General features: G+C 72.1%; 8 protein-coding genes. All 8 read right to left on the minus strand.

What is annotated here, in order from left to right:
* Positions 1-30: 30 nt before the first annotated feature.
* Complete coding sequence (gene tmk, locus ABB07_RS17505) at positions 31-3,378, minus strand: dTMP kinase (protein WP_208899581.1); 3,348 nt, start codon at positions 3,376-3,378, stop codon at positions 31-33.
* A 305-nt stretch (positions 3,379-3,683) separates the two neighbouring features.
* Positions 3,684-6,515 carry a type I DNA topoisomerase gene (topA, locus tag ABB07_RS17510; protein ID WP_208899582.1) on the minus strand — a complete coding sequence of 944 codons (2,832 nt, stop codon included), beginning with the start codon at positions 6,513-6,515 and terminating at the stop codon, positions 3,684-3,686.
* 266 nt (positions 6,516-6,781) lie between these two features.
* On the minus strand, positions 6,782-6,979 hold the full coding sequence (locus tag ABB07_RS17515) for a hypothetical protein (RefSeq protein ID WP_208899583.1): 198 nt from the start codon (positions 6,977-6,979) through the stop codon (positions 6,782-6,784).
* 525 nt (positions 6,980-7,504) lie between these two features.
* Positions 7,505-9,025 carry a N5-glutamine methyltransferase family protein gene (locus ABB07_RS17520; RefSeq protein ID WP_208899584.1) on the minus strand — a complete coding sequence of 507 codons (1,521 nt, stop codon included), beginning with the start codon at positions 9,023-9,025 and terminating at the stop codon, positions 7,505-7,507.
* 283 nt (positions 9,026-9,308) lie between these two features.
* A complete protein-coding gene (locus ABB07_RS17525; protein ID WP_208899585.1) occupies positions 9,309-9,935 on the minus strand; it encodes a small secreted protein in 627 nt (208 codons plus the stop codon).
* Positions 9,936-10,180: 245 nt separating this feature from the next.
* Positions 10,181-12,583 carry a sodium-translocating pyrophosphatase gene (locus ABB07_RS17530; protein ID WP_208899586.1) on the minus strand — a complete coding sequence of 801 codons (2,403 nt, stop codon included), beginning with the start codon at positions 12,581-12,583 and terminating at the stop codon, positions 10,181-10,183.
* A 283-nt stretch (positions 12,584-12,866) separates the two neighbouring features.
* Entirely contained in the window at positions 12,867-13,298 is a 432-nt protein-coding gene (locus ABB07_RS17535; protein ID WP_055710162.1) for an ATP-binding protein, read from the minus strand.
* A 202-nt stretch (positions 13,299-13,500) separates the two neighbouring features.
* Entirely contained in the window at positions 13,501-13,842 is a 342-nt protein-coding gene (gene bldG / locus ABB07_RS17540) for an anti-sigma factor antagonist BldG (protein WP_010986038.1), read from the minus strand.
* Positions 13,843-13,890 lie beyond the last annotated feature (48 nt).

Below are 13,890 nucleotides of genomic sequence, written 5' to 3' on the forward strand. Positions count from 1 at the left end.
GCTCAGTTCCGCCTCAGTTCCGCGCGGCCATCAACCGCGCCGGCCCCGGCCGCGGCCCCTGCGGCCCTGCTCCTCGTCGTGGTCGCCGTACTCCCGCTCGTCGTGCGACCCCAGCAGCTCGTCCGCCAGCGACGGCAGGTCGTCCAGCGGGGTCTCCTCGGCCCAGTCGGGACGCGGCCGGCGACGGGGGGTGCCGTCGGCGTCGAGCTGCGGCATCTCGCGCGTACGGTCCTCGGAGCCGTCGGGGCCGGCGGCGGGCCGCTCGTCGCGGAAGAAGCCGGACGGCATCCGGTCCGCCGGGGCGTCACCCCGTACGGGCGGCAGTACGGCCGTCTCGTCGGCCGCGCCGGGGACCACCGGCGGCAGCACCGCCGTCTCATCGGCCGCCCCCGGAACCGGCGGCAGCACCGCCGTCTCGTCCGCCGCGCCGGAAACCGGCGGCTGGGGCAGCTCGGCCGTCACCTCGGTGTCGGTGCCGGGCGTACCGGGCCCGGCCGGCCGTGCGGCACGCGCGTCGCGCGCGCCCGGTGCCGCGCCCTCCTCGCGCTCGTCGGCCCCGTCGCGCACGGGACGCAGCACCGTCGTCTCGTCCGTGCCCGCCCCGCGCCCGTCCGGCTCGCCCTGTCCCGGCGAGACCGCCGGGGTCGGGACCGTCTCCTCGGTGCCGCGCGGGTCCGGCGACACCACCGGGGTGGGAACCGTCGCCGCGTCCGGGACCGGGCCCGGCGCGGCCGGCAGGGGCGTGCTGGAGCGGCGGGCCGCCGTGTCGGCCGCCGCCGCTGCCTCGGCTGCCTGGCGGCGGGCCTCCTCGGCGCGCAGCAGGGCCTCCTCGGCCTTGCGCTGCTTCTCCAGGCGGCGCGCTTCCTCCTCCGCGCGCAGCCGGGCTTCCTCCTCGGCCTGCCTGCGGCGGCGCTCCTCCTCGGCCCTGCGGCGGGCCTCCTCCTCGGCGCGGGCCTTTTCCTCGGCGAGTAGCCGCTGGCGCTCCTCCTCCGCGCGCCGGGCCGCTTCGGCCGCCCGCTGCCGGGCCTCCTCCGCCTGCCGTTCGGCCTCGCGGCGCTGCGCCTCCTCCAGCTCGCGGCGCTTGCGCTCCTCCTCCTCGGCGCGCAGCCGGGCCAGCTCCTCCTGGCGCTCGCGCTCCAGGCGCTCCTCCTCGGCCTTGCGCGCGGCCTCTTCCTCGGCCTTGCGGCGGGCCTCCTCCTCGGCCTTCTTCCGCGCCTCCTCCTGAGCCTTGATCTCGGCCTCGGAGAGCGGGAGCACGGTGTCGAGACGGTGCCGGATCACGGTGGTGACGGCCTCGGGCTCCTGCCCGGCGTCCACGACCAGGTAGCGGCCGGGGTCGGCCGCGGCCAGGGTGAGGAAACCGGACCGCACGCGCGCGTGGAACTCCGCGGGCTCCGACTCCAGCCGGTCCGGTGCCTCGGTGAACCGCTCCCGGGCGGTCTCCGGGGAGACGTCCAGCAGCACGGTCAGGTGCGGGACCAGCCCGTTGGTCGCCCAGCGGTTGATGCGGGCGATCTCGGTCGGGGACAGATCGCGGCCGGCGCCCTGGTAGGCGACCGACGAGTCGGTGTACCGGTCGGAGATGACCACCGCGCCGCGCTCCAGGGCGGGCCGTACGACGGTGTCGACGTGCTCGGCCCGGTCGGCGGCGTACAGCAGCGCCTCCGCGCGGTGCGACAGGCCGGCCGAGGACACGTCCAGGAGGATCGAGCGCAGCCGCTTGCCGACGGGCGTGGCCCCCGGCTCGCGGGTGAGCACGACCTCGTGGCCCTTGGCGCGGATCCACTCGGCGAGGGCGTCGGCCTGGGTGGACTTGCCGGCGCCGTCGCCGCCCTCCAGGGCGATGAAGAAGCCGTTCGCCGCCGGTGCCTCGACCGGGTCGTCGCCGCCGAGCAGCGCGTCCTTGAGGTCCTGGCGCAGCGGGATGCCGGAGCGGTCGTCGACCTTGGCGAGCACCAGCGCCGCGACCGGCAGCAGCAGCGCGCCGACGAGCATCAGCGTGAAGGAGGCGCCGCCGTGCGCGAAGACGAACCGGCCGTTCGCCAGGCGGTGCCGGCCGATGAGCCCGGCGACCACGGGCGCGATCAGGGCGCCGAGCGCGATGAAGACGCGGACGACCGCGTGCAGGTGCTCGGTGACGCGCGCCCGGCGGTAGTCCTCGGTCTCCTGGTCGAGCAGGGCGTGCCCGGTGTTCGCGGCCACGCCCGCGGTGACGCCGGCCAGGGTGACGATCAGCAGCACCGTGGTGACGTCCGGGACCAGCCCGGCGGCGAGCAGGGCGATGCCGGTGAAGGCGATCGCGAGCGCGAGCAGCCGGCGGCGCGAGAGCGAGGGCAGCAGCGCGGGGGCGGTACGGATGCCGACGGCGACGCCGCCGGTCAGGCCCAGCACCAGCAGGCCGTACAGGACCGGGCCGCCGCCCAGGTCGGTCGCGTGCAGCACGCACACCGAGACGGCCGCGGCGATGGCCCCGGCGACCGCCGCGCAGGCGGGGACGAGCAGCGGGATGGCGCCCGTGCGGCCCTTGTCGACGCCGCTGCCGGTGCGCGGGCGGCGCAGGCCCTCCAGCGGGGACCGGGCGCGCGGGGTGCGCACCTCGGGCAGCTCCAGGGAGGTCAGCACGGACAGGGAGGCGGCGAACAGGCCGGCCGCCACATACGAGGCGAGCGCCGCGTGATGCTGGTCGAACCAGGCCATGCCAGTGCCCAGCAGGTTGTTGAACAGGGCGGCGACGACCAGTGTGGCGGCCGCCAGCGGTACGGCGAGGAAACCGGTGCGCAGCGACAGGCGGCGCAGGGCGTCCATGTGGTCCGGCAGCGGCCGTACGGTGGCGCCCTCCGGGGGCGGGCCGGGCAGCAGGGCCGGGGCCGCGCTCTCCCGGCACACCGTCCACAGGCGCTCGGCGACGCCGGTGACGAAGGCGGTGACGAGCAGGACGGCCAGTGCGTTGGCCGGGGTCCAGTCGATCCACAGCGGCGCGACGATCAGCAGCGCGGCGCGCACGCCGTCGGCGCCGACCATGGTCCAGCGGCGGTCGAGGGGGCCCTCCTGGGCGGTCAGCGTGGTCAGCGGGCCGAGGAGGACCGCGCCGAACAGCAGCGCGGCGAGGACCCGTGCCGCGAAGACCGTCGCCACTGCGAACGCGACACCCCGGTATCCACCGCCGAACGCGCCCTGGGCGATCGCCGCCTGGAGGGCGAGGACGACCAGGACGAGGAGTGCGAGGGTGTCGCCGACACCGCTCACCAGCTGCGCGCTCCACAGGCGCCGCAGTTCGGGTCGGCGCAGCAGGGAACGCACGGCGCGCTCGCGGGAGTCCGCGACCAGGGCGTCGTCCGGGGCGGTGGTGGGGGCCGTTGGCTGCTCGGCTCGCGTCATGCGTTCAGCCTATCGGCAGCCACCGACACCACACCCCGCCTCTCCTGGCATGGGCACGCCCCGACATCAAAGTGATGCCGGGGCGTTCACATTGCGAAGCCGGGAAAGCAGGTTTACGGCCGCTCGTCCCTGTGGCTGGACGGAACGGGCGGGACGGCACGGGACTCAGCCCCCGACCGGACGGCGCGGCATCCCGGGCAGGAGGACGCCGGCTCCCGGCGCCGAAACCCGCCCTCGACCACTACCGAAAGCCGGCGACCACCCGTACCCACAGCCCCAGCGGACCGCGAGAGGTGCCAGGGCCGTCAGTCCTCCGCGCCGGAAGCCGTGGCCTTGGAAGCCGTCGCCTTCTTGGCGGTCGTCTTCTTCGCCGTGGTCTTCTTCGCGGCCGCGGTCGTCTTCTTCGCCGCCGTCTTCTTGGCGGCGGTCTTCTTCGCCGGGGCCGTCTTCTTGGCCGTGGCCTTCTTCGCGGTCTTCTTGGCGGGGCCCTTCGCGCGCTTCTCCGCGAGCAGCTCGAAGCCGCGCTCCGGGGTGATCGTCTCCACGCTGTCGCCGGAGCGCAGGGTCGCGTTGGTCTCGCCGTCGGTGACGTACGGCCCGAAGCGGCCGTCCTTGACCACGACCGGCTTGCCGGAGACCGGGTCCTCGCCCAGCTCCTTCAGCGGCGGCTTGGCGGCGGCCCGGCCACGCTGCTTGGGCTGGGCGTAGATCGCCTGCGCCTCCTCCAGCGTGATCGTGAAGATCTGGTCCTCGGACTGCAGGGAGCGCGAGTCCGTGCCCTTCTTCAGGTACGGGCCGTAGCGGCCGTTCTGCGCGGTGATCTCCTGGCCGTCGGCGTCGGTGCCGACGATCCGCGGCAGCGACATCAGCTTCAGGGCGTCGTCGAGCGTCACCGTGTCGAGCGACATCGACTTGAACAGCGAGGCCGTACGCGGCTTGACCGCGTTCTTGCCGGTCTTCGGGGTGCCCTCGGGGAGGACCTCGGTGACGTACGGCCCGTAGCGGCCGGCCTTGGCGACGATCTGGTGGCCGGTGGCCGGGTCGGTGCCCAGCTCGAAGTCGCCGCTGGGCTTGGCCAGCAGTTCCTCGGCCAGCTCGACGGTCAGCTCGTCCGGCGCCAGGTCGTCCGGGATGTCGGCGCGCTGGTGCTGCTCGGTGTCCTTCTCGCCCCGCTCGATGTACGGGCCGTAGCGGCCGACGCGGAGCACGATGTCGTTGCCCACAGGGAACGACGACACCTCGCGCGCGTCGATCGCGCCCAGGTCGGTCACCAGCTCCTTGAGGCCGCCGAGGTGGTCCCCGTCGCCGTTGCCCGCCTCCGCCGCGCCGCCGTGACCGGTGCCCTCGCCGAAGTAGAAGCGCTTCAGCCACGGCACGGCCTGGGCCTGACCGGCGGCGATGCGGTCGAGGTCGTCCTCCATCCTGGCGGTGAAGTCGTAGTCGACGAGCCGCCCGAAGTGCTTCTCCAGGAGGTTGACCACGGCGAAGGAGAGGAAGGACGGCACCAGGGCCGTGCCCTTCTTGAACACGTAGCCGCGGTCGAGGATCGTGCCGATGATCGACGCGTACGTCGACGGACGGCCGATCTCGCGCTCTTCCAGCTCCTTGACCAGGGAGGCCTCGGTGTAGCGGGCCGGGGGCTTGGTGGCGTGGCCGTCGACCGTGATCTCCTCGGCGGACAGCCCGTCGCCCTCGGCGACCTGCGGCAGCCGGCGCTCGCGGTCGTCCAGCTCGGCGTTCGGGTCGTCGGCGCCCTCGACGTAGGCCTTCAGGAAGCCGTGGAAGGTGATCGTCTTGCCGGAGGCGCTGAACTCCACGTCCCGCCCGTCGGCGGCGGTGCCACCGATCTTCACGGTCACGGAGTTACCGGTCGCGTCCTTCATCTGGGAGGCGACGGTCCGCTTCCAGATCAGCTCGTAGAGCTTGAACTGGTCGCCGGTCAGGCCGGTCTCGGCGGGAGTGCGGAAACGATCACCCGAGGGGCGGATCGCCTCGTGGGCCTCCTGCGCGTTCTTGACCTTGGCGGCGTAGGTACGCGGCTGCGGGGGCAGGTAGTCGGCGCCGTACAGCTGGGTGACCTGGGCGCGGGCGGCCGCGATCGCGGTGTCGCTCAGCGTCGTGGAGTCCGTACGCATGTACGTGATGTAGCCGTTCTCGTACAGCTTCTGGGCGATCTGCATGGTCGCCTTCGCGCCGAAGCCGAGCTTGCGGCTGGCCTCCTGCTGCAGCGTCGTCGTACGGAACGGCGCGTACGGCGAGCGGCGGTACGGCTTGGACTCGACGGAGCGCACGGAGAAGCGGGTGTTCTCCAGCGCGGCGGCGAGGGCGCGGGCGGTCGCCTCGTCCAGGTGGAGGGTGTTCTCGCTCTTCAGCTGTCCCAGGGAGTCGAAGTCGCGGCCCTGCGCGATCCGCCTGCCGTCGACGGTCTGCAGGCGGGCGACCAGCGACGACGGGTCCGACGGATCGCCCGCGCGGCCGGTCGCGAAGGTGCCCGTCAGGTCCCAGTACTCGGCAGAACGAAAAGCCATGCGCTCGCGTTCCCGCTCGACCACGAGACGGGTCGCGACGGACTGGACACGGCCGGCCGACAGCCGGGGCATGACCTTCTTCCACAGCACCGGGGAGACCTCGTAGCCGTAGAGGCGGTCGAGGATGCGGCGGGTCTCCTGGGCGTCGACCAGCTTCTGGTTGAGCTGGCGCGGGTTGGCGACGGCCTCGCGGATCGCGTCCTTGGTGATCTCGTGGAACACCATCCGCTTGACCGGGATCTTCGGCTTGAGGACCTCCTGGAGGTGCCAGGCGATCGCCTCGCCCTCCCGGTCCTCATCGGTGGCCAGGAACAGCTCGTCGGAGTCCTTCAGCAGGTCCTTGAGCTTCTTGACCTGTGCCTTCTTGTCGGCGTTGATCACATAGATCGGCTGGAAGTCATGGTCGACGTCCACACCGAGGCGGCGTACCTCGCCGGTGTACTTCTCGGGCACCTCCGCGGCGCCGTTGGGGAGGTCGCGGATGTGCCCGACGCTCGCTTCGACGACGTAGCCGGGGCCGAGGTAGCCCTTGATCGTCTTCGCCTTGGCAGGCGACTCGACGATGACGAGTCGGCGGCCGCCCTGTGCGGTCTCGCTGGTCGGGGACAACTTCGCTCTTCTCTCCGGTCGACGCTGGGGCTTCCCCAGGTTCCTCCCGGGGTCGCGGCGTACTTCTGGCACGTGTGACGCTGCGGAGTGTGACGGTACATCCCGCCCCCGTGTCAAACGGGAAAAGCCCACAACGGCCACTCGAACGGTAACCCGACTACCGGTATTCCTGCCGCCCGGAGTCCCGGGTACCCACTGGACGCCTGTCCGGAGCGTGATGCTCCTCTTACTCTCGCGGCAGCCTCACCGCCGCGCGCCCGCCGACGTCAGAGGCGGGTCAGGCAGTACCCGGCGAGGGCCAGCGCGACGGTCCCGGCCCCGCTCGCGACGGCCGCCGATGCGACCCGGTTCACACCGTGGGCCACCGGCTCGCGGCGCCTGAGGCGGGTGCCGGTCCAGGTCAGCAGGGCGCCTCCGAACAGGGCGAACACGATTCCCGCGAAGATCGCCGGTCCGCTCTCCATCCCCGCCCACCCCTTCCGTGCCGTCCGCCTCCGCCCGCGCCGGGAGACTGGCACGCGCGGGAGACGGAGGGGGGACGGGCGGGGGACATCGGGGTGAACGGAAAGTCGACGTGACATCGAACACAAGACCGATTAGTACGGGCTGGGCTCGCGGCACCCATATTTTTCCGGCCGTTTTCCCCGCATCGGCGCGTCACGGCACCCAACGCCGGTCCGCACCGGTCCACGCCCCCGGCATACGACGATGATCCGGACGCGGCCACGAAGGCATCGGGGTCCGGCTACGACCGCCCCCGTACCCGGCGTACCTCACCCGACCCAGGCCGCCGTGACCCGCCGCAGGCCCGGCCGGCCGCCGCTGCCCTGCCCGGCCGCCGCTGCCCTGCCCGGCCGCCGCTGTCCTGCCCGCCGCCGCTGTCCTGCCCGGCCGCCGCTGTCCTGCCCGCCCCCGCCCGGCCGCCCCCGTCGGCTCGGTCAGCGCGCCGGACCGGTCAGCGCGCCGGCTCGGTCAGCACGTCGGCTCGGTCAGCGCGCCGGATCGAGGAAGCCCTGCTCCACCAGCAGGCGGATCTGCGCGGGCGTCCGGTCGCGCAGCACCACCGGGTCCTCGTCCATGAGCTGGGCGATGGCGTCCAGGATGCGCCCCGCGCTCAGCGTGCCGTCGCACACGCCCGCGAACCCGGCGCCGACCGTGTCCACCTTCGTCGCCCGGCGCATCCCGCGGTGCTGGCGCAGCACGACATGCTCCGGGTCCTCGGCACCGGGCAGCCCGACCTGCTCCTGGACCACCTCGGCGGCGAGCTTGAAGTGGCTCTCGAGCAGCGCCGCGTCGTCGTGCTCCCGGAGATAGTCGAGGCGCTCGAAGTGCGCCCGGATCGTGTCGCCGAGGGGCTGCTCGACCGGATGCGGCCACTCCTCGGCCGTGACGACGGGCTCGGCGGAACCCGTCCGGCGCAGGGTGATCCAGCCGAAGCCGACCGCCTTGGCCTTGCGCGCCTCGAACTCGTCGAGCCAGGCGTCGTACCGCGCCTGGTACTCCGCCGGATCGCCGCGGTGGTCGCCGGCGTCCCTCAGCCACAGCTCGGCGTACTGCGTGACGTCCTGTACCTCGCGCTGCACGATCCAGGCATCGCACCCGCGCGGCACCCACGACCTGAGTCTGTCCTGCCAGTCCTCCCCCGCTACGTGCTGCCAGTTGGCGAGGAACTGCGCGAACCCGCCCTCGTTCAGCCGTTCCCCCGCCTGCTGAACGAGCGAGCGGCACAGATCGTCCCCGCCCATCCCGCCGTCCCGGTACGTGAGCCGGGCGCCCGGCGAGATGACGAAGGGCGGGTTGGAGACGATCAGGTCGAAGGTCTCGTCGGCGCGGACCGGCTCGAACAGCGAGCCCTCGCGCAGATCGGCGGCGGGCGCGCCGGAGAGCGCGAGCGTGAGCGCGGTGATGTGCAGGGCGCGCGGGTTGAGGTCGGTGGCCGTCACGCGCGTGGCGTGCTGGGCGGCGTGCAGCGCCTGGATGCCGGAGCCGGTGCCGAGGTCCAGGGCGGACGCGACCGGTGTACGGACGGTGATGCCGGCCAGTGTCGTGGAGGCGCCGCCGACGCCGAGGACCACGCCCTCGTCGCGCTGCCCGATGCCGCCCGCCCCGCCCACGGCACACCCGAGGTCGGACACGATGAACCAGTCCTCGCCGCCGGGGCCGCCGTAGGGCCGTACGTCCACGGTGGCGGCCACCTCGTCGCCGCCCACGCGCGTGAGCCAGCCGGCCTCCAGGGCCTCCTCGGCCGGCAGAACGGCCGCCACGCGCGCGTGCGGCACCGGCTGCTGGAGCAGGAACAGCCGTACGAGCGTCTCCAGCGGCGTGTCGCCACGGGTCGCCCTCAGGGCGGGCACGGTCTCGCTGCGGGCCAGCGCCGCGTACGCGGGGGCGCCGAGCAGGTCCAGCAGACCGTCGGCGGTGAAGGAGGCGGCCAGCAGCGCGTCACGCAGGCGCGCGGCGATGTCGGGCCGGTCGGAAGCGGGCAGGAAAGCGAGTCCGGAGTCAGTCACGCCCCCATTGTGGCCCGCGGCACCTTCCGCGCGCGGCCTCAGCGCGCCTCACCGACACGGCTCGGCACCACGCCTCACGGACGCAGCCCGGCACACCTCAACGACGCAGCTAGACACGCCCAACGGACGCAACTCGGCACGCCAACAGACGCAATTCGACACGCCTCACCGCCGCAGTGCGGGCACGCCTCACAGACGCATGCACGGCGCGCCCCACGCCGCGGCCCGGCCGCGCCCCGACGGCCGTACGCGAGCCGTCGGCCCGCAGCCGGGAAGCGTCCCGTCAGCCCGCCGACGGCGAGGACGCGGACGAAGCCGTGGCCGCGACCTTCTTGCAGCTGGCCTGCTGGGCGATGGCGTTCTTGACGTCGCCCTGCTGGAGCTTCTCCAACGCGTCGGTGCCGCTCTTGTGCTGCTTCTCCAGGTCCGTCATCTGCACCGCGATGTCGTGCAGACCGGAGGCGAACTTGGCCTGGTCCTTGGTGTTCAGCGCGTCGACCTGCTTCTTGAGGCCGGCGTAGGAGGCGGAGAGACCGTTGAAGCTCTTCACGACGTCCTGCAGGCGCTGGGCGCCGTCGCTGACACCGGGAGGCGCGCCCGCGTTGCTGACGGCCGTGGCGATCGCCTTGTAGCCGTCGGCCATGTCCTGGAAGGCCTGCGAGTCCGTCTTCTGGAGGGTTTCGGGCTTGGCGGTGTCGGCGGCCGTCGTGCTGATCGCCGCGTTCGCCGCCTTGATCTTCGCGTCCTGCGCGGGCACCGCGTCGCACACGGACTTGGCCCAGGCGACCAGCTTGGGGTCGGGTCCCTTGTCACCGCCGCCGCTGCTGCATCCCGTCAGCGCCACCACCAGTACCGCACCGCCGGACAGTGCGGCCGCGAGCTTCTTGTTCACCGGATCGGTCCCTTCCATGGCTCTCGGCCCACGGACCCTACACGGCGGACCCACACCCTCCACTCCCCGAACGTCCCCCAAGGCACCCTTTGTGACTCTTTGCACCATGAGAGAGAAGGCTCACCACGTGGGCGAGCCCACAGCCGGCTCGGCAGAGGGCGCCCCACCCACGCCCCCGCGGACGACAGCGGGCGGGCGGCGCGCCAACACGCGCCGCCCGCCCACCGGTTGAGCAGGGCCTCTCGATCAGGCGGTAAGGACGGCTACGAAACCACCGCCGTGTTCGGTGAGTTGGTGACCCGCTCGGTGCTCTCGTCGTCGCCGACGGCGATTCCGCGCCGCTTGGAGACGTACACGGCGGCGACGATCACCGCGAGCGCGAGGAGCGCGATCGCGATCCGCACGCCGAGGTTCTTGTCGCTGCCGTAGGAGAACTTGATCACCGCGGGCGCGATCAGCAGCGAGACCAGGTTCATGACCTTCAGCAGCGGGTTGATCGCCGGTCCCGCGGTGTCCTTGAAGGGGTCACCGACGGTGTCGCCGATCACCGTGGCCGCGTGGGCCTCGCTGCCCTTGCCGCCGTGATGGCCGTCCTCCACCAGCTTCTTGGCGTTGTCCCAGGCGCCACCGGAGTTGGCGAGGAACACCGCCATCAGCGTGCCCGCGCCGATCGCGCCGGCGAGATAGGAGCCGAGCGAGCCGACGCCGAGCGTGAACCCGACGAAGATCGGCGCCATGACGGCGAGCAGACCGGGCGTGGCCAGCTCCCGCAGGGCGTCCCTGGTGCAGATGTCGACGACCTTGCCGTACTCCGGCTTCTCGCTGTAGTCCATGATCCCGGGCCGCTCCCGGAACTGCCGCCGCACCTCGAACACCACCGAACCCGCCGAACGCGACACGGCGTTGATGGCCAGTCCGGAGAAGAGGAAGACGACCGCGGCGCCCGCGATGAGGCCGACGAGGTTGTTGGGCTGGGAGATGTCCAGGGACAGGCTCAGCGGCGCGCCCCGGCCGGTGAGTTTCGCCCCGACGTCCTGCACGTTGGTGGTGATCGCGTCGCGGTACGACCCGAACAGCGCCGACGCGGCGAGCACGGCGGTGGCGATGGCGATGCCCTTGGTGATGGCCTTGGTCGTGTTGCCGACCGCGTCCAGGTTGGTGAGCACCTGCGCGCCGGCGCCCTCGACGTCGCCGGACATCTCGGCGATGCCCTGCGCGTTGTCGGAGACCGGACCGAAGGTGTCCATGGCGACGATCACGCCGACCGTGGTGAGCAGGCCGGTGCCGGCCAGCGCGACCGCGAACAGCGCGAGCATGATCGACGTACCGCCGAGCAGGAACGCGCCGTACACGCCGAGCCCGATGAGCAGCGCGGTGTAGACGGCGGATTCCAGCCCGACCGAGATGCCGGACAGGACGACGGTGGCCGGTCCGGTGAGGGAGGTCTTGCCGATGTCCCTGACCGGGCGGCGGTTGGTCTCGGTGAAGTAGCCGGTCAGTTGCTGGATGACGGCGGCCAGCAGGATGCCGATCGCCACCGCGACCAGGGCGAGGAGCCGCGGGTCGCCGGCCTTGCCCCTGATCGCCGCGTCGGTCACGCCGTGCAGCGCCGAGTACTTCGAGGGCAGGTAGACGAAGACCGCGATCGCGACCAGCGCGAGCGAGATCACCGCGGAGATGAAGAATCCGCGGTTGATCGCCGTCATGCCGCTGCGGTCGGCACGCCGCGGGGCGACCGCGAAGATGCCGATCATCGCGGTGAGGACGCCGATCGCGGGCACGAGCAGCGGGAAGGCGAGGCCGGAGTTGCCGAAGGCGGCCTTGCCGAGGATCAGGGCGGCCACCAGGGTCACGGCGTACGACTCGAACAGGTCGGCCGCCATGCCCGCGCAGTCGCCGACGTTGTCGCCCACGTTGTCGGCGATGGTCGCGGCATTGCGCGGGTCGTCCTCCGGAATGCCCTGTTCGACCTTGCCGACCAGGTCGGCGCCGACGTCGGCGGCCTTGGTGAAGATGCCGCCGCCCACACGCATGAACATGGCGATCAGGGCGGCGCCGAGGCCGAAGCCCTCCAGCACCTTCGGCGCGTCGGCCGCGTACACCAGCACCACGCAGGAGGCGCCCAGCAGGCCGAGCCCCACCGTGAACATGCCGACGACGCCGCCCGTGCGAAATGCGATCTTCATCGCGGTGTGCGAGACGGTGGTGAGATCCTTTTGCGGTTCGCCCGGACCCGGGGTGGCTTCCCGGGCGGCCGCGGCGACCCGCACATTGCTGCGCACGGCGAGCCACATGCCGATATAGCCGGTGGCCGCCGAGAACGCCGCACCGATCAGGAAGAACACCGACCGTCCGGCACGCTGATTCCAGTCGTCCGCGGGCAGCAGCATGAGCAGGAAGAAGACGACCACGGCGAATACGCCGAGCGTGCGCAACTGCCGGGCGAGATACGCCTTCGCGCCTTCCTGGACCGCCTCCGCGATCCGCTTCATGCTGTCGGTGCCCTCGCCGGCCGCCAGCACCTGCCGCACCAAGATCCCGGCGACCACCAGTGCGGCCAGGGCGACCGCCGCGATGACGGCCACGATGATCCGGTTGTCGCCGGTCAGGACTGCGGCCGCGAGGGATGTGGGATGACCCGATTGAGGGGTAGAAAGCCCCGCCATTCGTCCTCCTTGACGTTTGGGCTGAGCTCAAGATGTGGGGATTCTAGGTACCTCAGTGTGATCTAAACAGAGCGCGGTAAACGGAATTCGCCTCCGCCGACGCATCAGTAAATGATCGAGATCCCACCCGACAACCCGAATGGAGTAACGGGCTCAGGGCATGTTCAATGATCGTGTTTAATGATCGTGAATTCCTTCACGAATTCGAGGGGGCATGTGCCGCGCCCGGAAAAGCACCGAGGGCCCTGCCAGGCAGGGCCCTCGTGACGTGCTGCGGCGCCGGTCAGACCAGCGCCGTGGCCGGCGGTGTGGTCGGCCAGGTCATGCGGATCAGGCCGCCGTCGTGCCCGGTGGTGACCTGGACGTCGTCGACGAGGCCGCTGATGACCGCGAGGCCCATCTCGTCCTCCTCGACCTCCGCCTCGCCGTCCTGCGCGGCGCCGGGCGTGTCGCCCGGGACGGCATGCGGAGCCTCGTCGCCGACCTCGATGGAGAACTGTTTCTCCTCTTCGATCAGCGCCACCTTCACGGGCGCGCTGATGCCGCCCATCTGGTGCAGCCCGACGGCACGGGAGCAGGCCTCGCCGACGGCGAGCCGGACCTCGTCGAGGACGGCCTCGTCCACTCCGGCCCTGCGTGCCACCGCGGCCGCCACCAGTCGGGCGGTCCGTACGTGCTCGGGCAGCGCGCTGAAGCGGAGTTCGACGGTGGCCATGCATCCCCCTAGCGACTACGGGCGTGCGGTCGGGGGCGGGGCCGCCGAGAGGCCACACCCCCTGCTGTGCTTCTGTGCCCCGGTCCGCTTGAGGGCCCGGGACGGAACCGGCCGGTGCACCGGCCCCGAACGCAGCGGGCCGGACGGCACCGGCCGACGTCCGGGCTCCGACGGGAGCCCGGCGCCGGTGACCGGTCCAGGGTCAGTCGGTGGCCGCCACCGCTTCCTCGACCGAGGTGTGGATCGGGAACACCTTGGTGAGGCCGGTGATACGGAAGATCTTGAGAATGCGCTCCTGGTTGCAGACCAGGCGCAGCGAGCCCTCGTGGGCACGCACTCGCTTCAGGCCGCCGACCAGCACGCCGAGCCCGGTGGAGTCGAGGAAGTCCACGCCCTCCATGTCGACGACGAGGTGGAAATTCCCGTCGTTCACCAGCTCGACCAGCTGCTCGCGCAGCTTGGGCGCGGTGTATACATCGATTTCGCCACCGACCTCGACGACCGTACGATCGCCGACGGTACGGGTCGACAGGGACAGGTCCACGGATCCTCCAGCACCTTGCTATCGAGCGGTCGCCCCTTAAGGACACCT

Origin of the sequence: Streptomyces incarnatus (assembly GCF_001027185.1) — a bacterium.
Classification (GTDB): Bacteria; Actinomycetota; Actinomycetes; order Streptomycetales; family Streptomycetaceae; genus Streptomyces; species Streptomyces puniciscabiei.